This is a genomic window from Ottowia oryzae (assembly GCF_003008535.1).
Lineage (GTDB): Bacteria > Pseudomonadota > Gammaproteobacteria > Burkholderiales > Burkholderiaceae_C > Ottowia > Ottowia oryzae.
The window spans coordinates 3,192,469-3,216,458 of the sequence record NZ_CP027666.1 but is presented as its reverse complement, the minus strand read 5'-3'; the positions used below and the strand labels follow the sequence as shown (position 1 = coordinate 3,216,458).

Genomic DNA, 23,990 nt, shown 5'->3' with positions numbered 1-23,990 from the left:
GGTCGCCGTGTCGCTGATCACCGCTCCATGAGGGGCGGTGATGTGCGGCGACCCGACGGCCCTGGCGGGGCGGCCACCGACTTAAAGCTCCGCGTGGTTTTCAGAGGAATGGGCCTCCGGCGCCGGTCCCACCAGCGCTGGAAGCTATCAAATCTGTAGTATTGGCCTTGGCCTCAGGGCTACTAGGCAACTGGCTGCTAGAGGCCCCGGGCTACTGTTTGCGGCATCAGCGCTCTCTGCCGCGGATATGCGCCAAGCCCGTCAGGCCTCGACGTCGTCCAGGCTGAACATCTCACTCTTGTCGTTGTACGAGAAGATCTCGGCGTAGCGCCCCCAGTTGATGGCGGTGTCCAGCGTCTCGCGTGCGGCGCCGTCGGTCAGGAAGTCTTCTAGTTCTTGCTCGAAGCGCACGCGTGGGGCGTGGTGGCCCGGGCGCTCATTCAGCACCTGGCGGATGCGGGCGGCCAGCGGAACGTGCCGCAGCAGGTGGTCGGCAAACAGCCGCTTGCGCTCTTGCGTTCCTGATTCGGCGAACACGTGGCCGGGCGGCGTCAGCACGATGTCGCCTTCGCGCAGTTCGGCAAACGCCAAGTACTGAAGCGTTTCCGCCACCGGGAACAGGTCGTCCACCTCCAGCAGCAGCGCGCTGGCGATTTCCGGCATGTCTGCATGACCTTGGTAGGGCGCAGTCACCAGCATTTCCGCCAGGCCGGCCAGCAAGTTGGTGGACACGGGGGGCAAGCGGCTGCCCAGTGTCAACGCGCGGCGGCCTTGCTCACTCGACAGCCGGGCCGTCATCGTGGCATAGATGTCATCGACAAGGTCGCGAAACGCCGGGTCCAGCCGGTTGCGGGGCCGGGCAAACGGCACCTTGATCTCGGCGACCACGCGGCCGGGGTTCGACGACAGCACCAGGATGCGGTCGCACATCAGCACGGCTTCTTCGATGTTGTGGGTGACGATCAGCACCGACTGGATCGGCATGCGCGCCTGCGTCCACAGATCCAGCAAATCGGTGCGCAGCGTCTCGGCGGTCAGCACGTCCAGCGCCGAAAAGGGCTCGTCCATCAACAGCAAGGTGGGGTTGACCACCAGGGCGCGCGCGAAGCCAACGCGCTGGCGCATGCCGCCCGACATCTCGCGCGGGTACGCGTTCTCGAACCCATCCAGGCCGATCAGGTCAATCGCAGACAAGGCCCGTGCCCGGCGCTCGGCGGCGGGCACGCGCTGCGCCTCCAGCCCCACCTCGACGTTCTCTAGCACGGTCAGCCAGGGGAACAGGGCGAAGTTCTGGAACACCATGGCAATGCCGGGCGCAGGCCCCTGCACGCGTTGGCCTTGGTACATCACCTCGCCCGAGGTTGGCTGGATAAGCCCGCAGACGATGCGCAACAACGTCGATTTGCCGGAGCCTGATCGGCCCAGCAGGCCGACGATTTCCCCGCTCTGCAGCGACAGATCCACGTCGTCCAGCACCAGCAATTCGCCCTGGGTCTTGTCGAACCCGCGCGACACGTGGCGCACGCTGAGGATTTCTTGCGACGGTGTTTGTCCGGCGTGGGGTGAAGTTGGCACAGGGGCTGGCATGGCGGTAATCGGTTCAGTTCATGCGCAGATGCGTATCCGCATAGGCGTACAGGTGGCGCCAAACGAGTCGGTTGAACAGCGTGACGAACAAGGCCATCACGCTGACGCCAAGGATGATGCGCGGAAAGTCGCCGGCCGCGGTGTTCTGCGCAATGTAGGCGCCCAGGCCGTGGGCGACGATCTGCGTATCGCCCCACTGCACCACTTCGGACACGATGCTGGCGTTCCAGGCACCGCCGGACGCGGTGATCGCACCAGTCACGTAATACGGAAACACGGCTGGCAGCATGCAACGGCGCCACCACTGCCAGCCGCGAATGCCGAAGTTGGCCGCCACCTCGCGGTAGTCGTTCGGGTAGGCGCTGGCACCGGCGATCACGTTGAACAGGATGTACCACTGCGTGCCCAGCACGATGAGCGGCGACAGCCAAACGTCTGGGTTCAAATGCCAGTGCGCAATGCCGATGACGAACACCGGAAACAGCAAGTTGGCCGGGAACGCCGCCAGAAACTGAGCCAGCGGCTGCACGGCCTGGGCCCATTTCGGCCGCAAGCCGATCAGGATGCCCAGCGGCACCCACAAGAGCGAAGACAAGGCGATCAATACGGTGACGCGCAGCAGCGTGATGCCGCCCAGCACCAGCACTTCGCCCACGTCGCGCCAGCTCACGCCCGCGCTGACGTAGCTGGTCACGCGCCACAGCAGGTACAGCGCCAGCGCCATGATTCCGGCGTTCCAGCACAGATCGACCCAGCGCGTTCGGGTGGCTGTCGGCTCGTCAGGTGCGGCGGGCGCGCTGGACGCGGGGCTTAGCCGCAGGCGCGCCAAGGCGGCCAGGGCGGCGCCCAGCGGCAGCAGCAGGCGGTGCACCAGACGGGTGCGGCGAATCAGGTCCAGCAGCCAGGACTGCGGGGCGTTCGCCGAGGCCGTGTTCTCCATGCGAAATTTGTCCGCCCAGGCCACCAACGGGCGAAACAGCAGTTGGTCGTACGCCAGGATCACCACCACCATGGTCAGGATGACCCAGCCGATGGCGTGCAGATCTTTCTGGGCGATGGCCAGCGCCAGGTAAGAGCCGACGCCCGGTAGGGTGATGGTGCGGTCGCCCACGGTGATGGCCTCTGAGGCGACCACGAAGAACCACGCACCAGACATCGACATCATCATGTTCCACACCAACCCGGGCATGGCGTAGGGCACGTCCAGCTTCCAAAAGCGCTGCCAGCCCGACAGCCGGAAGCTGCTGGACACTTCAAGCAGGTCGCGCGGCAACGAGCGCAGCGATTGGTAGAACGAGAACGCCATGTTCCACGCTTGGCTGGTGAAAATGGCAAAGACGGCGGCCAGCTCTGCGCCCATCACGCGCGAGGGCATCAGGGCGAGGAAAAACGTGACCGTGAACGAGATGAAGCCCAGCACCGGCACCGACTGCAGGATGTCCAGCGCCGGGATCAGCAGCTTCTCGGCGCGACGGTTGCGCGCGGCCAGCGTGGCGTAGGTGAAGGTGAACAGCAGCGATGCCACCATGGCCGCCAGCATGCGCAAGGTGGTGCGCAACGCATATTCCGGCAGCATGGCCGGATCCAGTGACACCGGGTGTTCACTCAGCGTGGCCATGGGGGCGGTGGTCTGCTCGAAGCCGATCGCCATCATGGCTACCATGCCGACGATCAACACCAAGGCCGCAGCGTCCCAACGGTTGGGCAGCAGGCCGAATGCCGAGGCATTGGCGGTGCGCTTCAGATCAGGCAAAGCGTGCATTTGTTTGAGGCGGGCAGGTCACCCGCGCCAAGCGCGGGCCGCGCATTGTTCCACAAGCACACCTGCGAAAAATGACGGAATCGTGACGGCCCGGAAGGTGAGCGCCCTCACCGCAGGCGGGCTGTCGGCGTGCCGCGTGCGGCCGCGCGATTCCGTCACCAGCCAAGACTATGCAACCTGGGCGGCCACCCCCCGCGCCCGATGGCCGTCAGTAGCTCAGGCGCTCTGGCCGCACTTCCTGCAAGATCGTCGTGGCGATTTCCTCGATCGACTTGGTGGTGGTGGACAGCCACCGGATGCCCGCGCGGCGCATCATCGCTTCGGCGTCGGACACTTCCATGCGGCAGTTCTGCAGGTCGGCATAGCGCGATCCGGGGCGGCGTTCCGAGCGGATTTCCGACAGCCGCTCTGGCGCGATGGTCAGGCCGAACAGTTTTTTCTTGTGCGGCACCAGTGCAGGCGGCAACTGGCGGCGGTCAAAATCCTCGGGGATCAGCGGGTAGTTGGCCGCCTTCAGGCCGTGCTGCATGGCCAGGTACAGGCTGGTGGGGGTTTTTCCGCTGCGGCTCACGCCCACCAGGATCACGTCGGCGCCCGTCAGATCGCGGTTGCTCTGCCCGTCGTCGTGCGCCAGGCTGTAGTTGATCGCCTCGATGCGGTCGTGGTATTCGCGGCTCTTGCTCACATCCGAAAAGCGCCCCACACGGTGGTGGCTCTTGATCGACAGTTCCTGCTCCAGCGGCTGCACGAAGGTGCCGAACATGTCCATCAGCATGCCTTTGCAGCCCTCCTGAAGGATGTTCACCGCCTGCCGGTCTACCAGTGTGGTGAACACCAGCGGCTTCTTGCCTTCCAGTTCGGCCGTGTGGTTGATCTGGCGCACGGCCTGGTGCGCCTTGTCAGGCGTGTCGACGAAGGGCAGGCGCACACGGCGGGGCTTGAAATCGAACTGCGCAAGGATGGCGTTGCCGAAAGTTTCGGCCGTGATGCCGGTGCCGTCGGAGATAAAGAACACGGTGCGGTCTGACATGGTTGCTGGCGGTCAATACAATCTGCGCATTATGCGAAGCCGCGCAGTGTCGACAGAAAACAACGCCGAACAAACTGTCGTACCCCCCGCCTGCACCTTGAGGGCAGGCCGCCGCGCTCGCACCGGTTTTTAAACTCTGGAGCTTTTCCCATGTCCGCACTGTTTGAGCCGACCGACCTGGTCGTGCCTTTCGAAAAACTGAGGATGACCGATGTCGAGGCCGTTGGCGGCAAGAACGCCAGCCTTGGCGAGATGATTTCGCAACTGCCGCAGGGCGTGCGCGTACCCACGGGCTTTGCCACCACAGCGCACGCATTCCGGCAGTTTCTGGCGCATGGCGGCCTCACCGATCGCATCAGCGCGCGCCTGAAGGCGCTGAACACCGAGGACGTGCGCGCCCTGGCCGAGGCCGGCGCTGAAATCCGCAGTTGGGTCGAGGCGCAGCCGTTCCCCGCCGACCTCGAAAAAGCCATCCGCGACGCCTTCGCTACTTTGTCCGCAGGCAACGCCCAGGCCAGCTTCGCCGTGCGCTCCTCGGCCACAGCCGAAGACTTGCCGGATGCGTCTTTCGCCGGTCAGCAGGAGACCTTCCTGAACGTGGTGGGCGTCGAGGACGTGCTGCACAAGATGAAGGAAGTGTTCGCCAGCCTGTACAACGACCGCGCCATCAGCTATCGCGTGCACAAGGGCTTCGCGCACGACGGCGTGGCCCTGTCGGCCGGTGTGCAGCGCATGGTGCGCTCAGACCTGGGTGCTGCCGGCGTCATGTTCACCATCGACACCGAAAGCGGTTTCGACCAAGTGGTGTTCATCACCAGCAGCTATGGCCTGGGTGAAACCGTGGTGCAGGGCGCCGTCAACCCGGACGAGTTCTACGTGCACAAGCCGATGCTGAGCGCCGGCAACCGCGCGCTGATCCGCCGCAACCTGGGCAGCAAGCTGATCCAGATGGTGTTTGCCACGCCCGAAGAAAAAGCCGCCAGCGGCAAGCTGGTGCAGACCGTGGACGTGCCCACCGAGCTGCGCAACCGCTACTCGCTGAGCGACGCCGATGTTGAGCAACTGGCGCAGTACGCGCTGGTGATCGAGAACCACTATGGCCGCCCGATGGACATTGAGTGGGGCAAGGACGGCCAGGATGGCCATCTGTACATCCTGCAGGCGCGCCCCGAGACGGTGAAGAGCCAGCAAAAGGGCAAGACCGAGCTGCGCTACAAACTCAAGAGCAGCGGAACGGTGCTGGCTGAGGGCCGCGCCATTGGCCAGAAGATCGGCACCGGCCCCGTGCGCCTGGTGCACAACATCAGCGAGATGGACAAGGTGCAGCCCGGCGACGTGCTGGTCACCGACATGACCGACCCCAACTGGGAGCCGGTGATGAAGCGCGCCAGCGCCATCGTCACCAACCGCGGGGGCCGCACCTGCCACGCCGCTATCATCGCGCGCGAACTCGGCATTCCGGCCGTGGTCGGCAGCGGCGACGCCACCGAGCGTCTGAAAGACGGCACCCTGGTGACCGTGAGCTGCGCCGAGGGCGACACCGGCCACATCTACGACGGCCTGCTGGAAACCGAGGTGACCGAGGTGCGCCGCGGCGAAATGCCGCCGATCCAGACCAAGATCATGATGAACGTCGGCAACCCGCAGCTGGCCTTCGACTTTGCGCAGCTGCCCAACGAAGGCGTGGGCCTGGCGCGGCTGGAATTCATCATCAACAACAACATCGGCGTGCACCCCAAGGCCATCTTGGACTACCCGCAGGTTGATGCCGATCTGAAGAAGGCCGTGGAAAGCGTCGCCCGCGGTCACGCCAGCCCGCGCGCCTTCTACGTCGACAAAGTGGCCGAAGGCGTGGCGACCATCGCCGCCGCTTTCTGGCCCAAGCCGGTGATCGTGCGCCTGTCCGATTTCAAGAGCAACGAATACCGCAAGCTGATCGGCGGCAGCCGCTACGAGCCCGAGGAAGAAAACCCGATGCTGGGCTTTCGCGGTGCGGCGCGTTACATCAGCGAAGACTTCCGCGAAGCCTTTGCGATGGAATGCGAGGCGCTCAAGCGCGTGCGCGACGAGATGGGCCTGACCAACGTTCAGGTGATGGTGCCCTTCGTGCGCACGCTGGGCCAGGCCGACCGCGTCACCCGACTGCTGGCCGACCACGGCCTGAAGCGCGGCGACAACGGCCTGAAGGTCATCATGATGTGCGAGGTGCCCAGCAACGCCGTGCTGGCCGACGAGTTCCTGCAGTACTTCGACGGCTTCTCGATCGGATCAAACGACCTGACGCAGCTCACCCTCGGCCTGGACCGCGATTCCGGCCTGGATCTGCTGGCGGCCGACTTCGACGAACGCGACCCGGCGGTGCAGGCGCTGCTCAAGCGTGCCATCGGCGCGTGCAAGGCGCAGGGCAAGTACGTCGGCATCTGCGGCCAGGGCCCCAGCGACCACCCGGACTTCGCGCGCTGGCTGGCCGATGAGGGCATTGCCAGCATCTCGCTGAACCCTGACAGCGTGATCGACACCTGGACGCTGCTGGCCAGCTGAGGCCGGGGCAGGGCATGCAGCGCACACGGCGATGAGGTCTGCTAGCGAGAAGCTAGCTGCTCGCGCAGGCTGGGTGCGCGCTGCCCTGCTGATTGTGTGGTTTTGCGCGTCTTTTGGCGTGGCCATCTTCGCGCGTGACCTGGACGTGGTCGTGGCCGGCTGGCCGCTGAACTTCTGGCTGACGGCGCAGGGTGGCGTGCTGGTGTTTCTGGCCGTCGTCATGGTCTACGCCTGGGCGCTGAACCGGCTGGACCCAGAGCCCGAAGGGCTCCCGGGCGCCGAACGCGGTACGCAGCGTGACGACGACCCCGCTGCCGAGCCGACAGCCAGCGCACTTAGCGACGACGCAGGCGCCCATGGCTAGCGGCGCGCCCTCGTCCAACTGGCGGATTCACCGCAACCTGCTGCTGTTCACGGCAGGCTTCATCCTCTTTCTGGTGCTGATGGCGTGGGCCGAGCGCGCCGGCCTGGCGCGCGACTGGATCGGGCCGATCTTCCTTTTTCTGTCGGTCATGCTGTACGCGTGCATCGGCATCTATGCGCGCACGGGCGACCCGGAAGAGTTCTACGTCGCCGGGCGGCGCATACCGGCCATGTACAACGGCATGGCCACGGCGGCAGACTGGATGAGCGCCGCCTCGTTCATCAGCCTGGCAGGGGCGCTGTACCTGCAGGGCTTTTCCGGCACCGCCGCGCAGCCGGGCGGGCTGGCCTATGTGCTGGGCTGGACGGGGGGCTTTTGCCTGGTGGGCCTGCTGATCGCGCCGCGCCTGCGCGCGATGAAGCTCTACACCGTGCCCGATTTCTTCGCCGTGCGTTTTGGCGGCAAGTGGCCGCGCCTGCTGGCCGCGTGCGGGGCCATTGCATGCTCATTCATCTACGTGGTGGCGCAGATCTACGGCGTGGGTTTGATCGCGTCGCGGCTCACGGGCGTGCAGTTTGAAATCGGCATCCTGCTGGGGCTGGGCGGCGTGCTGCTGTGCTCGTTTCTGGGGGGCATGCGGGCGATCACCTGGACGCAGGTGGTGCAGTACATGGTGCTGCTGCTGGCTTTCTTGATCCCCGTGTCGTGGCTGTCGTTCAAGCAGCTGGGCACGCCGCTGGCACCGGTGGCCTACGGGCAACAGTTGCCGAAGATTGAGCGCCTGGAAGACCAGCTGATCCATTCCCCGGCCGAGCAGGACGTGCAGGCCGCCTTTCAGCGCCGTGCGCGCGACTACGCCGAAAGGCTGGCCGACCCGGCCGCCGCGCTCGCCCGTGAGCGCGACAAGCTGAATGAACGCATCCGCATGCTGAAGGCGCAGGGCGCCGATCTGTCGCTGGTGATGCTCGCCCGCCGCGAGCTGGCCGACCTGCCGCGCGACGAGGCCAGCGCACGCGACGTGTGGACCCGCGCCATGAACGAAGCCGAGGAACGCGGCAGGCCCCTGGGCGGGCTGCCGCGCCACGGCCAGGCGTATGAAGGCGACCCGCAGGGCACGCCGGCAGAGCAGGCCTTGTTCAACACGTCGCGCCTCAACTTCATCGCGCTGATGTTTTGCCTGATGGTGGGCACCGCCAGCCTGCCGCACCTGCTGACGCGCTTTTACACCACGCCCACGGTGTCGGATACGCGCCGCTCGGTCGCGTGGTCGCTGTTCTTCATTGCTTTGCTGTACCTCAGTTCGCCCGCGCTGGCGGTGCTGGTCAAGTTTGAAGTGATGCAGGGCCTGGTAGGCAGCAGCTTCGACCAGCTCCCCAACTGGATCGCCCAATGGGCCCGCGTAGACCCGGCCCTGATATCGGTGCAGGACGTGAACGGCGACCGCGTGCTGCAGTTTGGCGAAATCCGCCTGGGCGCCGACATGATCATGCTGGCCACGCCCGAGCTGGGCGGCCTGCCGTACGTGGTGTCGGCGCTGGTGGCGGCGGGCGGCCTGGCGGCGGCGCTGTCGACCGCCGACGGCTTGCTGCTGACCATCAGCAATGCGCTGGTGCACGACACCGCGCCGCAAGACGGCCACCCCACCGCCAAGCTGACCGATACGCGCGTGATCCTGTCCAAGTTCGCGTTGCTGGCGGTAGCCATGCTCGCCGCGCTGGCGGCGGCGCTGAAGCCAGCGGAAATCATCTCGCTGGTCACCGCGTCGTTTTCACTGGCTGCGGCCACCTTCTTCCCTGCCCTGGTCACCGGCATCTTCTGGCCGCGCGCCACCGGCCGTGGCGTGGTGGCAGGCATGCTGATCGGCGCGGGCCTGGCGGCGGTCTACATGCTGCAGGCCAGCCCCATGCTGCGCGCGTGGTGGGGCGCTGCGCCGGGCGGCTTGTGGTGGGGCATCCAGCCGGTGTCGGCCGGTGTGTTTGGCGTGCCGGCGGGGTTTGCGGCGATCGTGCTGGTGTCGCTGTGGGACGGATGGCGTCAGCGAAGGGCCTGACCCGTGCAGGTCATCAGCGTACTTTTACTATCAAATAAATAGCTATAAGCGCTGTTTGCACCTGCGCTGCAGGCCTTTTTTGCTTGAAATGGCCCCTTACGGCGAAGTGGCTGCCAGCTGGGTGTCTTCGACCTGCTCGCCCAGAAAGCCGCCGCTCTGGCGCGACCACAGGCGGGCGTACAGGCCGCCCTGGGCCAACAGCTCGGCGTGGGTGCCTTGTTCCACCACACGGCCGTGGTCCAGCACCACCAGCCGGTCCAGCGCGGCGATGGTGGACAGGCGGTGCGCAATGGCGATCACCGTCTTGCCCTTCATCAGCTCTTCCAGGCTTTCTTGAATGGCGGCTTCTACCTCGCTGTCCAGGGCGCTGGTGGCCTCGTCCAACAGCAGGATCGGCGCGTCCTTCAGCATCACGCGGGCAATGGCCACGCGCTGGCGCTGGCCACCCGACAGCTTCACGCCGCGCTCGCCTACCTGGGCGTCGTAGCCACTGCGGCCCTGCAGGTCGGTCAGCTCGGCGATGAATTCGGAAGCCTGCGCGCGCTCGGCAGCGGTGCGCATGTCGGCCTCGCTGGCGTCCGGGCGGCCGTACAGGATGTTGTCGCGCATGGCGCGGTGCAGCAGCGACGTATCTTGCGTGACCATGCCGATGGCGTGCCGCAGGCTGTCTTGCGTGACATGGGCGATGTCTTGCCCGTCGATACAGATGCGCCCACCTTGCACGTCGTGAAAGCGCAGCAGCAGGTTCACCAGCGTGGATTTGCCCGCGCCAGAGCGGCCGATGAGGCCAATCTTCTCGCCCGGGCGAATGGTCAGGTCCAGGTGATCCACCACGGGCGCGCTGCCATCGCGGTAGCTGAAGCTGACGTTCTCAAAGTGCACCTCGCCGCGCGAAACCTCCAGCGGCTTGGCGCCGCGCGCATCCACCACCGTGCGCGGGCGCGACAAGGTGTTGATGCCGTCCTGAATCGTGCCCACGCTTTCAAACAGGCTGGTCATCTCGAACATCACCCAGTGGCTCATGCCCGACAGGCGAAGGGCCATAGCCGTAACCGCCGCCACGGCGCCGGTGCCCACCTGGCCCAACGACCACAGCCACAGCGCCGTGCCGCAGGCGCTCAGGATCAGCAGCACGATCAGCGTGTGGTTGACCACCTCAAACTGGCTGACCAGGCGCATCTGCGCATAGCCGGTCTGTTTGAACTCTTCCATAGCCGCGCGCGCAAAGGCCGCCTCGCGCCGGGTGTGCGAAAACAGCTTCACGGTGGCGATGTTGGTGTACGCATCGGTGATGCGCCCCGTCATCACGCTGCGCGCATCGGCCTGCGCGCGGCTGACCTTGCCCAGGCGCGGCACAAAGTACCAGCAGGCCAGCACGTAGGCCGCGGCCCAGCCCACGAAGGGCAGCACCAGCCAGCCATCAAAGCCCGCGGCCAGCACCAGCATGGTGACGATGTACACCCCCATGCCCACCACCACGTCGGTGGTGGTGAAGATCATGTCGCGCACCGCCAGGGCGGTTTGCATGATCTTGGTGGTGATGCGGCCGGCGAACTCGTCCGCATAAAAGGACATGCTCTGGCCCAGCATCAGCCGGTGGAAGTTCCACCGCAGGCGCAGAGGGAAGTTGATCGCCAGCGTCTGGTGCTTGACCACGGTGGCCAGCGCGACAAGGCCAATGGACGCCAGCAGGATGATGGCCAGCACCGTGAGCATCGGGCCGCGATCCGTCCACAGCGTGGCGGGCGTGACCTGCCCCAGCCAATCCACCACGCGCCCCAGCATGGCGAACAGCAGCGCGTCGTAGACGGAAATGGCGGCAGAAAGCACCGCCAGCGTCGCCACGTAGCCGCGCACGCCGGGCGTGGCCGCCCAGACAAAGGCCATGAAGCCTTTGGGCGGAAGGTGCGGTTCGGGGTCGGGGTAGGGAGGGAGGCGCTTTTCGAAATAGCCGAGCAAGATGACTCCACGGCGGCCCGGTGCCGCCAGTGCTTTATTTATCGATGGTGATCAGGCCGGATTCAAGGTATTCGTTGAACTGCACCAGCGGAATGGCGGCGTTCATCGGGTGGCCTTCTTCCTGCCAGCTCATCACCATGCTTTGGGGGGCGCGCTCCAGCTCAAGCTGGGCGTCGGGCTCGATGATGATCATCGGGCCGTCACCGGCGCGGAACTCCAGCCGCCCACGGACGCGCGCACGGGCCTGCTGGCCGGGCGTCATGTGATCGGGGCCGCTCACGTAGTCCTTGTCGGTGCCCTCGGGGGATGCGGGGGAAGTGTTCATGGTGTGTTGGCTCCTGTGATGTTATGGGGCGCGAACGCCCGTTCGGTGGATTGTGCCCGTGCGGCGCACGCTTGCTGTGCATGGGGTCTTGGCGATCACATTACGGCCTTCCGGCACGCTTGATTGCTATCAAAACAATATCTGCCAGCGCAGGCTGGTCGGGCGCCAAAGGCATGTTGAAGGATGAAACATGACCGTGGCCCGCACGAGGTGCGCCGCCGGTTGGGGTGCATCGGCCGCCGCACTCGACCCCTAAGGCCTCGTGCGTTGGCGTCGATGCTGAGCATGCCTTGCCGACGCCCGGTCGGCCATCGTCATCGCTCGCTGCCGGCTGTCGGACAAAGCCTTGTCCCTGGGCGCTTTGCGCCTTCAGAAGCGGCGGCTGAGGCAGGGCGATCCGCGCAGCCCGAAGCGCCAGGGCAGGTCCGCCGCGTGGCGGATGCCGATGCGCGGGCCACTCACCACTTGCTCGGCCAAGGCCGCGTCGGCCGCCCGCACTTCAAAGGGCGCGCGATCCAGCGGCAGGCCGTAGTGCTGGGGCCCGATGCCCAGCGCCTGGCCCAAGCGCCCGGGGCCTGCGCACAGCAGGCGCTCATCCTGCAAGCCGCGCCGCTGGCGCATCACTTCCAGGCCGTGCTGCGGCGCCACGGCGCGGATCAGCACGCCCGCACCGTGCCCGGCTTCGCGGCAGACGAAGTTCAGGCACCAGTGCATGCCGTAGCTGAAGTACACGTACGCATGGCCCGGCGGGCCGAACATCGCCGTGTTGCGGGGGGTGCGGCCACGGTGCGTGTGCGACGCGGGTTCGCCCTGGTCGTAGGCTTCGGTCTCGACGATAAGGCCGCCCACGCCGCCCACCAGCAGCGTGGCGCCGATCAGGCTGCGCGCCACGTCGGGCGCGTTGCCCAGGAAATCGTTGGCTTTCAATTGGCGGCTCATGCCGCGATTGTCGGTGGCCAGTGCCCGCGCTGGCGCCATCATTTGCGCGTCACGCGGCCGCCGCTGGTCGTACCCGATGCGCCGGCGTAGAGCGCGCGACATCGCCATCGTCAGGGTTCGGATACGATGAATCGGCATGGCGACGCGCGCCACCACCGCTATCGTTTCAGCTCTACCCTAAGGAAATGCACCGATGTTCAAAGGCCTGCTGCTTACCCGCTCCGAAGACGGTCAAACCCAAGCCGCGATCACCGAAATAGACGAGGCGCAGCTGCCGCCGGGCGACGTGGTGGTGCAGATCAGCCATTCCACGCTGAACTACAAGGACGGCCTGGCCATCACCGGCAAGGCGCCCGTGGTGCGCAGCTTTCCCATGGTGCCGGGCATCGACTTCGCCGGCGTGGTGCAGTCGTCCACCGACGCGCGCTACCGCGAGGGCGACGCCGTGCTGCTCAACGGCTGGGGCGTGGGCGAGACGCACTGGGGCGGGTTGGCGCAGCGTGCGCGCGTCAAGGCCGACTGGCTGGTGTCGATCCCGGGCGGCTTCACCGCCGCACAGGCGATGAGCCTGGGCACCGCGGGCTACACCGCCATGCTGTGCGTGATGGCGCTGCAGCGCGAGGGCATCGAGCCGTCTGCTGGGCCGGTGCTGGTCACCGGCGCCAACGGCGGCGTGGGCACCATCGCCATCAGCCTGCTGGCGCAGCTGGGCTTTGAGGTGCATGCCTCCACCGGCCGCCTGGAAGAGGCCGCTTACCTGCAGTCGCTGGGCGCCAAGGAGGTGATCGACCGGCACACCCTCGGCAGCGCCGGCAAGCCACTGCAGAAAGAGCGCTGGGCTGGCGCGGTGGACACGGTGGGCAGCCACACGCTGGCCAACGTGTGCGCCAGCCTGAAGTACGGCGGCGTGGTGGCCGCGTGCGGCCTGGCGCAGGGCATGGACTTTCCGGCCAGCGTGGCGCCCTTCATCCTGCGCGGCGTCACGCTGTCGGGCGTGGACAGCGTCATGGCCCCGATGTCGCGCCGCGTGCAAGCCTGGGAACGCCTGGCCCGCGAGATTTCGCCCGACCTGCTGGCCCGCAACACTGAAACCATCGGCCTGGGCGACGCCGTGGCCACCGCCCAGCGCCTGCTGACGGGCCAGGTGCGCGGGCGTGTCGTGGTGGATGTGAACCGCTGAACAAGCGGCGGGCCGAGCGATGCGGTTGGGCGGCCGTGCGCGCGTTGGCGGTGTGCCAACCTGGGCTGGGCGCGCTGCCACTGATCGTGGGTTGAGGGTAGCTTGGCCGCTTGGCGTGAAGGGCTTAGCTATGGATTACATAGCTGCCAGCGCTGGTGGTGCCTGCGCTGGAAGGCGATTTGGCTAAAACGATCCAGACAGAATCAGACCATGAGGGCTGACGCCGTATCGCCCAGAAGTCTCGCGCAGATTGGCCAAGCGGCTTCTCGCCCATTCCACGCAGCACGATAGCGCACCGCCCTCAAAACACCTGCATTACCGTGAACCCACGCGCCTTCAGCAGGGTCGGCAGGCCGTCTGAACCCACCATGTGCAGCGCGCCCACGGCGACAAACGCGGGGCCTTCCTGGCGAATCAGCGCGTCGATGCGCTCGGCCAGCGTCACGTTGCGTTGGTTGATCACACGGTTGGCGATGGCGCGCTCCACCGGGGTGTCCACGCATTCGCACCATTCGGGGTAGCGCTCCAGCTGCTGGATGTCACTTTCGGCCCATACACGAGACAGCTTGCGCAACTGGCGCCGCGCCTTGTCGTTGCTCATGTCGTGGATGCCGATTTGCAGCCACTCGGCCAACTCGGCGGGCGACGCTGCGCTGAGCGCCGCCACCTGCTCGGCACTGGTTTCCAGGCTGCGCGTGGGTAAGCCCAGGTACGGGGCCATGGCGGCCAACGCCACTTCGCTGCCAAAACTGGCGTCCAGGTCTTCGTAGCGCGCCAGCGACATCAGCAACGTCGTCAGCTGGAACTCCGGGCGCATCGGCGCCAGCGTGTCCCAATCCACGCACAGGGCTTTGGCGGCTTCGCGCAACTGGGCCTGGGCTTCGGGAGACAGCGAAGAGGGCCTGTCGGCCCGAACCAGCGCGGCCATTTGCTGCTGCACTTTCGGGTCGCCAACGTCCAGCTCCATCGCCAGCACCTGGCTGGCGCGCAAGGCCTTGGCCACGCGCGGGCCCGGCATCGCCCACGCCAGCTTGCCCACGTGCAGCGTGCCGTACAGGTAAGAGGTCTTTCCGTCGCGCTGCAGCGACCACAGAAAGCCGCGGTCTTGCGCGGCCCGCGCGGCATCGGCCGCCTGCGCTTCGGTAGGAATTTGCGGCGGCGCCGGGCACTGCTCGGCCTGCGCCGGGCCGGCATTCCATAGAGCCAACAGGCCAAAGCCCACCGCCAGAGCGCGGCGCCAGAAGGGTCGATTCAACATAGTGCGCTCGATGGTACTGCCCGTGCGGTCGGACGCTTGTGGCACTCAGCACTGGCGCGCGCCTCGGCTCGGCACGCCAACCCGGATCGCAGCCGATCGGCAGTCGAATGGGACGCGTGCACCAGGATAGACCTCAAACGGTGTCGGACACGCCAAGAAAGCGCCAATGCCGCTGGTCGCCAGTCTGCCCTCTGAGGAAGAACAGGAGTGCGACCGGCCGGCCGGCGCGGGCCGCTTGGACGCAGCCAAAAGCGCAACGCGTGTCGGACGTACATTGCAGACATGCCTTCCTTCGATTCGGAACACCGTCCTGCGGTCAAGGGCGGCCTGCTGGCGCTCAGTGCCGCCATGCTCTTTGGGGCAAGTACGCCGCTGGTTCAGCGGATGGGCGCCGGCCTGGGGCCGTTTGTCACGGCGGCGCTGTTGTACGCAGGTGCTGCGGCGCTGGGCGTGCTGACGCGTCAGCCGGTCGGGCGCGAGGCGGCCGTGCGCCGGTCAGACTTGCCGCGCCTGCTATGGATGGCGCTCTTTGGAGCGGCAGTGGGCCCCGTGGCATTGGCCTGGGGCCTGCAACACACCAGCGGCACCAGTGCCTCACTGATGCTGACGCTGGAGGCGGTCTTTACGGCGCTGTTCGCACGTGCGCTCTACGCCGAAGTGATGGATCGCCGCGTGTGGATCGCGGTCATCTTGTTGGCGGCAGGCGGTGCAGTGTTGATTGCGGATCGCGGCGATGCTGGCGATGCGCAGTCCTGGGGCCTGCTGGCCGTGATCGCGGCAACCGTTGCGTGGGGAGTCGACAACACCCTGTCTCGCGCCGTGGCAGAGCGTGACCCGGCGCAAGTGGTCGTGGCTAAAAGCGCGCTGGGAATGCTTTTGACCCTGATGCTGTCACGATTTGCCGGCGAACCGCTCCCGAGCTGGCAGCAGGCCATCAGTCTGCTGCTCATTGGAGCCACGGGCTATGGGCTTAGCCTTCGCATGTACTTGCTGGCGCAGCGCGCTTTTGGCGCGGCTCGCACCGGGTCGGTGTTCGCCTTCGCGCCGTTCATCGGGGCGGCGATCGCGGTGTTGATGGGTGACAGCTCGCTGGGTTGGGGCACGCTTGTCGGCGGATTGCTGATGGTCGCTGGCATTGTTGTTCATCTGGGCGAAAGACATGAGCATCAGCACCTGCACCCTGCGCTGGATCACGAACACGCGCATCGCCATGACGACGGGCATCATGACCATGCGCACGATCCGATGCCCACAGGATCGCACAGCCACCGGCACACACACGCGGCGACCCGACATACCCATGCCCATGTGCCGAACCTGCACCATCAGCATGGGCATGAGTGACGACGACGAATTCAGCACTCAATGAAAAACCCGCTCAGGGCGGCATGGCTTGCTGGCGGGCAAGCGCTTGATGCCCGAGCGTGGAAATGCAAGATTGCAACGTGAATCGTCAGCGAGCAGAACTGAGGGCCACGTGTGTACCCGAACGGCAGAGAGTGCCTGAATCGCTTTTCAAGAAACGGAGCATCTGCCGTCGCTTGAAGGGTTGACAGGCGAACCTATTGGCCCGAACGTCCGTCTGAAAGACGGTCAGCAAGTCTGCCGCCGCAAACGAACGAACAAGACCAAATGCTGGAGTTGGGTTACACGTAAAGAATTCGCCTCGCCTCGCCATCGCATGCACTAGCGCAACGGCATTCACGGGCTGAACGGTGCAACGGGAAGGGCCTCGATCAGGTGCCCATGTGGCCGAGAAAGCTATGGAGCGGGCGATGGGGATCGAACCCACGTCTTGAGCTTGGGAAGCTCAGGTCCTACCATTGAACGACACCCGCTTTTTTCTCTCCCGTGTCCCGCTGGCTTCAGCGTCTTGCGCTGTTCCGCGGGAACCTGGGTGCGCATTCTAACGGCTGCGCGCCGCCGTGATGAACGGGTGGCGATGCGGTTGCGCATCGCACGCCTGGTGCAAGTGCAAGCCGAAGGGTTTGGGCGCGGGCCCAACGTGTTGGTTTCGTCGAGCGACTTCCGCCGGCACGCTATGGCCTGACCAGGCTATCGCGCCGCGGGCTGAGCATTTCTGCCGTCAGGCCGAACGATGCGGGGTGTGCGGGCACCGGCAGGCCGCGCGCCAGCGCGGCGCAGGTTTCGCCCATGGCGGGCGAGGTTTGAATGCCGTAGCCGCCTTGCGCGGCGACCCAGAAAAAGCCTTCCACGCCGTCGTCGAAGCCGCCGACCAGATCGCCGTCCGCCACGAACGAGCGCAAGCCCGCCCACGTGCGTGTGGGGCGGGCGATGTGCAGCGTGGTGGCCTCTTCAATGCGGTGCATGGCCAGGGCGATGTCCAGCTCTTCGGGTTGCACGTCTTGCGGCTCAACCGGGTCCACGTTGGCGGGCGAGCCCAGCAGCATGCCGGCGTCGGGCTTGATGTACCAATCTTCCGTGGCGCCGTACACCATGGGCCAGTGGCGAAAATCTTGGTCGGAAGGCCCGGCGAACATGAAGGCCGAGCGCCGGCGCGGCTGCAGGCCCAGTGGCCGCGCGCCGGCCAGTGCGCCGATCCGGTCGCACCACGCGCCCGCGGCGTTGAGCACCACCGGTGCTTCGTACTGCACGCCGCCGGCCGTCACGCGCCAACGGCCGTCCACGCGCTGCATGGCGGTGACGTCGGCGTTGCACACCAGCTCGCCGCCCGCGTGGCGCATGCCGCGCAGGTAGCCCTGGTGGATGGCGTGCACGTCCATGTCGGCGGCGTCGGGCTCGTAGACCGCGCCGATCAGCGCTTCGGGACGCAGCGCGGGCACCAGCGCGCAGGCCTCTTGCGGGCTGAGCAGCCGTGCGGCGGGGGACATGGCCCGCAGGATGTCCCAATGCGCCTGCAGATCGCGCTCTTGGCCCGGCGCGGCCACCATCATGGCGCCGCGGGGCGTCAGCAGGGGGTGATCGCCAAAGCCAGCAGGCGGCGCTTCCAGAAACGCGCGGCTGGCCAGGGTGAGCGCGCGTACTTGCGCCGTGCCATAGCTTTCCATGAACAGCGCGGCGGATCGTCCGGTGGAGTGGTAGCCCGGCTGCGATTCGCGCTCCAGCACGATGGTGCGCCCATGGGGCGCCAGCCAATGCGCCACCGACGCCCCGGCAATGCCAGCGCCAATGATCAGGAAGTCGGCTTCGCGGACAGGGGTTGGGGTGTTCATACGGTGATGCGGCAGGGCGCAGCTGGGCAGCAAGTGGAGTTCAAATCAGTTTAGCCAAAATTTTGCGTATACGCAAAATTGAACTGGTGCGGAGAGCGACCCGCCGCAGCGCACCAGTGGCGCAATCACGCAGCTTGGCGCTGGTGCAAAATTCAGAGCAGTCTCTGCCGAAACGCCCAGTCTGGCTGGCGTGGCGCCGTTCGCCTACGGGCCGGCGCTCAGCGCTGACGGCGTGCCGCAGACAAACTCAAAAAGGATTGACAGGCCATGAAGCTTCGCGAGGAAGAGCAGGGGCAGCCCAGCGCCCCGCGCGGCACGCTGCTGGACCGCGAAACCTTTGGGCGCCGCTTGCGCGATGCGCGCAAGGCGCTGGGCTGGACTTTGCAGCACCTGTCCGGGCAGTCGGGCGTGTCGGTGCCCACCATTTCGCGTGCCGAGCGGGGCCAGCTGGCGCTGGGCTACGAGAACCTTGCCGCGCTGGGCCGCGCGCTCAAGATGGACATGAATGCCATGTTTGTGCGCGAGGGCGTGGCCACCACCGCGCTGCATTCGCCCGTGGTCACGCGCGCGGGTGAAGGCGTGGTGTACCAGGGCGCGTCGTTCGCCTACGAATTCCTGGCGACCACGGCCACCGGCAAGCGGATGAGCCCGGTGATTGGCACCGTGCACGCCAGGCGCATCGAAGGGCCGGAGGACTTCGCTCGGCACGAAGGCGAAGAGTTTGTGCACGTGCTGTCAGGCGCGGTAGAAATCCATTTCGACACCGGGCAGGTCGTCGCACTGAAAAAGGGCGATTCGGTGTACTACGACAGCGCCATCGGCCACGCGTACATCAGCACCAGCCGTCAGCTGGCGCGCGTGGTGGCCGTCACGTCGGCGGCTGCGGGCGATGCGCTGCGCCCTCCGCGCCAAGCGGCAGACGTTGCCGCCACCGCCGCAGCGCCGCGCCGACCCCGTCGCAAAGCTGGCGGCGCGAACGCCGCTTGATTCAAGCGGCGCTGCGGCCGCCCTCAGCGAAGTCAACCGCCTGCGCGCTCAGCACCGCGCCTTCCAGCGTGGCGGGGTAGGGGCCTTCGACGTAGTCGCCCACCGCGATCAGCCCCGGCGCAACGCCACTGGGCGGGCGCCGCAGCCCCGGCGTGCAGGCGAACGTGGCGCGTTTATCGGTCACGGTGCGCAGCGGCTGAATGCGCAGGCCCAGCTGGCGTTCGGCCTGCGCGGTGACGGCCGCTTCCAGCGCAGCGCGGTCGCCCTGGCTGGCGCTGATAACAAAGGCCAACAGCCGCGTGGGCTGCATCGTTGGTGTGGGGCTGGGCGAGATGGTGTCGCGGTCAAACACGAACTGCGCAGGCGCGCCAGGGCCAGCGCGCAGCGCCAGCATGGGCGCGCGCAGCAGCGGGGTTGGGGCGCCCAGGCTAGCGGCGTTATTCGACACGGTACGCGCACCCGTTTCAGCCAGCGCCAGCGCATACACGGTGGTGATCGCCTCGTGCCGCAAAGCGTTGGCCGTTTCTGACCAGCGGCGCAAATCCTTGGCCAACGGCGCCTGCGCCGTCTGCGCGCAATCGCTCAGCAGCTGCGCCGCGTGGGGCGCCGAGGTGGCCAGTACCACTTGGTCAAAGCCTTCGGCGCGCGCCGGCCCTTCGCCTTCGCCCATCGCCAGTTGCCACTGCGCGCCCACTTTGTGCAGGGCAGCGACGCGCGCCGCCAGCCGCACCTGCGCGCCGCGCGCCGCCAACCAGCGCCCCGCGCTTTCAGGGAAAAGCGTGCCCAGGTCCACGCGCGGCAGCAGCAGGTTGGAGCCGCCGCGCACGCCAAACATCGCATCGCGCAGCACGCGCAGAAACACGCGCGCGCTGGCCTGCGCCATGGGCGTGTTCAGCGCAGACACGCACAGCGGCTCGATAAAGCCGTCGCGCAGCGTGGGCGTCAGGCCGGCGCAAAGCGTGCCTACGCTGAGTTGGTCATCGCACTCAAACCCGCCAAGCTGCCAGGCAGTGGCCGCACGCAGCAGGCTGAGCTTGTCGCGCCAGCCCCAGCCGCGCGCGCGCAGAATGCCCGCCGCCGCATCCCACGGCGCGGGCCAGTCGGGCAGGGCCAGGCCGCTGCCGTCCGGAAAAGTCAGCGCCAGCGGCAGGCGCAGCAAAGCCTGGTCCGCGTCCACGCCCACCTGGCGCATCAGCCGCAGGCTTTCGCTGTACGCGCCAATCAGGATGTGCTGGCCGTTGTCCACCGTCACGCTGCGCCCATCTGGCAGCGTCAATGGCATCGCCCGTGCGCGCCCGCCCAGTTGCCGGGCCGCTTCCAACACGGTGACGTGGTGCCCCGCTTGTTGCGCCCGCACCGCTGCCGCCATGCCCGCCCAGCCCCCGCCGATGACGGCGATGCGTTGGGGTGAAGGAATATCAGTCAAATCAACCTCTGGCGCCCGCTGCTACAGCGGCAGCAGCTATCAAATTGGAAGTTCTATGCGTGTTGAAGGTAGCAACGGCGGGCACAACCCAAAGCTATGCCAAGCTCACCGCCAAGCCAGCAAACGCCGCGGCCGGACCTGCGCCGGCCACTGGCGTTGTCCCCCGTCCCGAAGCGCGCGGCGCGAAGAGAGAGGGGGAAACCCGCGCCAGCGGCTCAGGGGGGTGCCCACTAAAACCTGCCCAGCGCCTGCATCTTCCAGGCCAGCCACAGCTTGCGCAGCGGCGTCAGGGCGATGCGCTGGTGCAGCACGCGAAAGTCGCTGGCCACGATCTCGCGCAGCAGCGTGCGGTAGATGCTGGCCATCATCAGGCCCGGCTTCTGGCTGCGCCGGTCGGCGGCGGGCAGCAGCGCCAGCGCCTCGTCGTACAGCCCGAAGGCGCGGTCGGCCTGAAAGCGCATCAGCGCGGCAAAGCGGTCGGAATAGGTGCCGTCCAGCAGTTCTTGCGCCTTCACGTCAAAGCGCTTGAGATCGTCCATCGGCAGGTAGATGCGGCCGCGCCGGGCGTCTTCGCCCACGTCGCGGATGATGTTGGTGAGCTGAAACGCCAGCCCCAGCGTGCTGGCGTACTGCGTCGTCTGCGGCTGCGTCTGCCCGAAGATGCGCGCCGACACCTCGCCCACTTCGCCCGCCACCAGGTGGCAGTATTTCTTCAGCGCGGGGTAGTCCAGGTAGCGCGTCTGCGTCAGATCCATCTGGCAGCCCTCGATCACCGCGTGCAGCTGGCGCGCCTCGATGCGGAATTCACTCGCGTACGGCATCAGCGCCTGCATCACCGGGTGCGTGGGCTGGCCGGCGTAGGCGTCGGTCACCTCCTTGGCCCACCAGGCCAGCTTGGTGGCGGCCACGCCGGGGTCAGACACCTCGTCCACCACGTCGTCCACCTCGCGGCAAAACGCATAGAAGGCGGTGATCGCCGCGCGGCGCGCAGGCGGCAGGAACAGGAAGGCGTAGTAAAAGCTGCTGCCTGAGGCGGCGGCTTTGTCCTGGACGTAGTCTTGGGGCGTGGTCACGCGGGCGATTGTCCCATCTGTGCGCCCCGCCGCCGTGGGCTAACGGTAGCCCACCAGCCAGATTGAATCAGCGGCCTGGTTGTACGGATGGCCAACGGCTTTCAGTGCGCGTTCCAGCTCGGGCTGGATATCCACCAGCACCGGCGGTAGCCGCTGGGCCACGTGCTTGAGAAAGCGCGGGCGAATTCGGATCCACTCGATCGCGTACAGCGGATGAATGCCCTCCACCCAATCGCCGTGGTAAGACACATCGGCGTCGAACACGGCAGGCTGGGGCGCAAGCATCAAGATGTCTTTGCGCTGATAGGGCGGTGGAAACGGCAGCGCGCTGACAGCGGCCATGACGCTGCGCCAGTCGGCCTCGGTCATCGCGGGTATCAGGCAGCGCCGGTGCGCTTCGGCCTGTACGCGCTCGCGGTGCAGATCATCGGGTGACGGCGCATAGGCTATCGGCGCATGGGCGGCTGCGGTCTGCGGGCGCCGCTGGGTCACATCCACACCGCCCGCCAAAGCAGCCGTGGCGCGTCGGCCTTGCCCACCGTAGGCCGTTGGCTGAAGGTGTCAAAACCCTGCGCGGCGATCTTGTCCAGGATGGCCAGGCCGCCTTGCACGACCAGGCGCAGCTCCCACCCCGCGCGGCCGGGCAGGCGGTGCACCAGGGGCGCACCTTGCAGCATCAGCTGGCGTGCCCATTGCACTTCGGTTTCTACCAATTTGATAGCTGCCGGCGCTGGTGCCGCCTGCGCCAGCGGCCTGAAATGCTTGAAATCATCCGGCTGCACGCCGTGCGCGGCGCAGTCGGCCAGCGGCAGGTAGTAGCGCCCGCGCGGCAGGTCGACCGACAGGTCTTGCCAGAAGTTGATGAGCTGCAGCGCGCTGCAGATGGCGTCGCTTTGCGCGTAGACGGCGGCGTCTGACTCGGGCCTTAGGCCGTACAGGTGCAGCAAGAGGCGCCCCACGGGGTTGGCAGAGCGGGCGCAGTAGGCCAGCAGCTCGGCGCGGCTGGCGTACCAGCGGCCGCCCTGCGTGTAGGCGGTGTCTTGGGCGAAGGCGCTGAGCAGGTCGGCCAGTGGCGCTTCGGGCAGGCTGAATTGCGCGATGGCGTGCGCGAGCGGGCCGAAGATGTGGGGCCAGCGGGCCGAAGCGCCGTCGCCCTGCGCGGCGGCGGCCAGGTCTTGCCGGTAGGCGGCCAGGTCGGCCAGGCGCTGCTCGGGCGGCGCATCGCCCTCGTCGGCGATGTCGTCGGCGGTGCGGGCGTAGTGGTAGATGGCGGCGATGGGCGCGCGCAGATGCGGCGGGCACAGCCAAGAGGCAACGGGGAAGTTCTCGTAATGCCCGATGTCGGCCGGGGCGTGGGTTGGGGGGGTGGAGGGCACGCGCCGGATTGTCGCTGCATGGCGCGGCCTTGCCCCGGCGCGCAGGCATGAAAAAACCCGGCGCGGTGCCGGGGTGATGGGGCCGGGGCAGCGCCTCAGGCCGTCAGAACCACTTTTGCAGGTTGGCGGTGAAGTTGAACGAGGGCTTGGCGCATTCGCTGGTCAGCTTGGCCACTGCGGCGTTGAACGCGTTGGTGGCCAGAATGATCGCGAACTGGCCGCTGAACATCGGACGCAGTCCCGCCCAGATCTGGTCTTTGGCGAAATCGGAAACACTGCTTTGCATGGTCAGCGTGGGCTGGGCACCGTCCAGGTACACCGTCACCTTGGAGGTGCAGCCGACGTGGTTGGCGGTGCCCGTCAGCGTGGCGACGTTGTTGCTCATGGTGCCCGACAGCGAATCCCACGACGACCACCGGAACATATGGGCTTGAACCGTGCCCGGCGACTGAGGCACGCCGCCCGCATCGAACTGGCCGCCTTCCATGCTGTAGATGGATAGGCCCATTGCGCGGTTGGCCGTGGTGGCGGCCTTGGAGCGGTAGAGGCCAGCCACGACGGCGCCCGCGTCATTGGTGTGCAGCGTCAGGAATTCCTGCGCGTCTGCCGTGGGGGCAGGGTTTGCAAACACATAGATGCCGTCTTTCGGGCCTGCAGCCAACGCCGACCCGGCCACGGCCAGCACGGCGGCGGCGATCAGGGCATTCTTGCCAACGCGATTCAACGCAGACATGGGGTAGCTCCTCACAAACAGTGTTATTACCAGCGGACATCCAATGGAGGGCCAATGCTAGGGGCGGTCGTATTCAGATACAACCTGTCTTTCGTTGTAGGACAGCTTGGGGCTGCTGCTACTGGGGGATCCAATGAAATGCCATGTCGCGTCGGGTGAAAGGCGCGCCGATCGGCTCGCGGATTGACTTGCCTTATCTGAACGAA

General features: G+C 66.7%; 19 protein-coding genes and 1 tRNA gene. 6 read left to right on the top strand and 14 right to left on the bottom strand.

Going from position 1 to position 23,990, the window contains the following annotated elements; translation table 11 throughout:
• Window positions 1-261: 261 nt before the first annotated feature.
• The 3 genes from C6570_RS14620 to ppsR form a co-directional block, all read right to left on the bottom strand.
• Window positions 262-1,587, bottom strand: a complete 1,326-nt coding sequence (locus C6570_RS14620; protein WP_106703871.1) for an ABC transporter ATP-binding protein — start codon at window positions 1,585-1,587, stop codon at window positions 262-264.
• A gap of 13 nt (window positions 1,588-1,600) precedes the next feature.
• Complete coding sequence (locus tag C6570_RS14615; protein ID WP_106703870.1) at window positions 1,601-3,349, bottom strand: ABC transporter permease; 1,749 nt, start codon at window positions 3,347-3,349, stop codon at window positions 1,601-1,603.
• A gap of 208 nt (window positions 3,350-3,557) precedes the next feature.
• Window positions 3,558-4,379 (bottom strand): posphoenolpyruvate synthetase regulatory kinase/phosphorylase PpsR, encoded by an 822-nt coding sequence (gene ppsR / locus C6570_RS14610; protein ID WP_106703869.1) that lies wholly within the window; start codon window positions 4,377-4,379, stop codon window positions 3,558-3,560.
• 150 nt (window positions 4,380-4,529) lie between these two features.
• Here ppsR and ppsA point away from each other — a divergent pair, with 150 nt between their 5' ends.
• The 3 genes from ppsA to C6570_RS14595 all read left to right on the top strand — a co-directional run bounded on the left by ppsA (window position 4,530) and on the right by C6570_RS14595 (window position 9,334).
• Entirely contained in the window at window positions 4,530-6,920 is a 2,391-nt protein-coding gene (gene ppsA / locus C6570_RS14605) for a phosphoenolpyruvate synthase (RefSeq protein ID WP_106703868.1), read from the top strand.
• Between the two features lie 73 nt (window positions 6,921-6,993).
• Window positions 6,994-7,284 carry a DUF4212 domain-containing protein gene (locus C6570_RS14600; protein WP_245896208.1) on the top strand — a complete coding sequence of 97 codons (291 nt, stop codon included), beginning with the start codon at window positions 6,994-6,996 and terminating at the stop codon, window positions 7,282-7,284.
• Window positions 7,277-9,334, top strand: a complete 2,058-nt coding sequence (locus C6570_RS14595; protein ID WP_106703866.1) for a VC_2705 family sodium/solute symporter — start codon at window positions 7,277-7,279, stop codon at window positions 9,332-9,334. The genes C6570_RS14600 and C6570_RS14595 overlap by 8 nt, the downstream gene beginning before the upstream one ends.
• A gap of 96 nt (window positions 9,335-9,430) precedes the next feature.
• Here the strand turns inward: C6570_RS14595 and C6570_RS14590 are convergent, their stop codons facing one another.
• The 3 genes from C6570_RS14590 to C6570_RS14580 all read right to left on the bottom strand — a co-directional run bounded on the left by C6570_RS14590 (window position 9,431) and on the right by C6570_RS14580 (window position 12,557).
• Window positions 9,431-11,293, bottom strand: a complete 1,863-nt coding sequence (locus tag C6570_RS14590; protein ID WP_211297607.1) for an ABC transporter ATP-binding protein — start codon at window positions 11,291-11,293, stop codon at window positions 9,431-9,433.
• A gap of 34 nt (window positions 11,294-11,327) precedes the next feature.
• The gene (locus tag C6570_RS14585) at window positions 11,328-11,618 is read right to left on the bottom strand and encodes a hypothetical protein (protein WP_106703864.1); all 291 of its coding nucleotides are present in this window, start codon (window positions 11,616-11,618) and stop codon (window positions 11,328-11,330) included.
• 369 nt (window positions 11,619-11,987) lie between these two features.
• A complete protein-coding gene (locus C6570_RS14580; RefSeq protein WP_106704726.1) occupies window positions 11,988-12,557 on the bottom strand; it encodes a DNA-3-methyladenine glycosylase in 570 nt (189 codons plus the stop codon).
• A gap of 193 nt (window positions 12,558-12,750) precedes the next feature.
• Here C6570_RS14580 and acuI point away from each other — a divergent pair, with 193 nt between their 5' ends.
• Window positions 12,751-13,737, top strand: a complete 987-nt coding sequence (gene acuI / locus C6570_RS14575) for an acrylyl-CoA reductase (NADPH) (protein WP_106703863.1) — start codon at window positions 12,751-12,753, stop codon at window positions 13,735-13,737.
• A gap of 301 nt (window positions 13,738-14,038) precedes the next feature.
• Here the strand turns inward: acuI and C6570_RS14570 are convergent, their stop codons facing one another.
• A complete protein-coding gene (locus C6570_RS14570) occupies window positions 14,039-14,995 on the bottom strand; it encodes a TraB/GumN family protein (protein WP_106703862.1) in 957 nt (318 codons plus the stop codon).
• A 282-nt stretch (window positions 14,996-15,277) separates the two neighbouring features.
• Here C6570_RS14570 and C6570_RS14565 point away from each other — a divergent pair, with 282 nt between their 5' ends.
• On the top strand, window positions 15,278-16,339 hold the full coding sequence (locus C6570_RS14565) for a DMT family transporter (protein WP_106703861.1): 1,062 nt from the start codon (window positions 15,278-15,280) through the stop codon (window positions 16,337-16,339).
• A gap of 420 nt (window positions 16,340-16,759) precedes the next feature.
• Here C6570_RS14565 and C6570_RS14560 read toward each other — a convergent pair.
• Both C6570_RS14560 and C6570_RS14555 read right to left on the bottom strand, forming a co-directional pair.
• Window positions 16,760-16,833 (bottom strand) — tRNA-Gly (locus C6570_RS14560).
• Window positions 16,834-17,034: 201 nt separating this feature from the next.
• Window positions 17,035-18,189 (bottom strand): NAD(P)/FAD-dependent oxidoreductase, encoded by a 1,155-nt coding sequence (locus tag C6570_RS14555; protein ID WP_106703860.1) that lies wholly within the window; start codon window positions 18,187-18,189, stop codon window positions 17,035-17,037.
• Between the two features lie 267 nt (window positions 18,190-18,456).
• Between C6570_RS14555 and C6570_RS14550 the strand changes: the two genes are divergently transcribed.
• Window positions 18,457-19,176, top strand: a complete 720-nt coding sequence (locus C6570_RS14550) for a helix-turn-helix domain-containing protein (RefSeq protein ID WP_106703859.1) — start codon at window positions 18,457-18,459, stop codon at window positions 19,174-19,176.
• Window position 19,177: 1 nt separating this feature from the next.
• Here C6570_RS14550 and hpnE read toward each other — a convergent pair whose 3' ends face one another.
• The 5 genes from hpnE to C6570_RS14525 all read right to left on the bottom strand — a co-directional run bounded on the left by hpnE (window position 19,178) and on the right by C6570_RS14525 (window position 23,784).
• Entirely contained in the window at window positions 19,178-20,545 is a 1,368-nt protein-coding gene (gene hpnE, locus C6570_RS14545) for a hydroxysqualene dehydroxylase HpnE (RefSeq protein ID WP_106703858.1), read from the bottom strand.
• Window positions 20,546-20,832: 287 nt separating this feature from the next.
• Window positions 20,833-21,675 (bottom strand): presqualene diphosphate synthase HpnD, encoded by an 843-nt coding sequence (gene hpnD / locus C6570_RS14540; RefSeq protein ID WP_106703857.1) that lies wholly within the window; start codon window positions 21,673-21,675, stop codon window positions 20,833-20,835.
• Window positions 21,676-21,714: 39 nt separating this feature from the next.
• Entirely contained in the window at window positions 21,715-22,044 is a 330-nt protein-coding gene (locus C6570_RS14535; protein ID WP_123812274.1) for a DUF6678 family protein, read from the bottom strand.
• A gap of 119 nt (window positions 22,045-22,163) precedes the next feature.
• Complete coding sequence (gene hpnC / locus C6570_RS14530; RefSeq protein ID WP_106703855.1) at window positions 22,164-23,051, bottom strand: squalene synthase HpnC; 888 nt, start codon at window positions 23,049-23,051, stop codon at window positions 22,164-22,166.
• 103 nt (window positions 23,052-23,154) lie between these two features.
• Window positions 23,155-23,784 carry a hypothetical protein gene (locus C6570_RS14525; protein WP_106703854.1) on the bottom strand — a complete coding sequence of 210 codons (630 nt, stop codon included), beginning with the start codon at window positions 23,782-23,784 and terminating at the stop codon, window positions 23,155-23,157.
• Window positions 23,785-23,990: the final 206 nt, after the last annotated feature.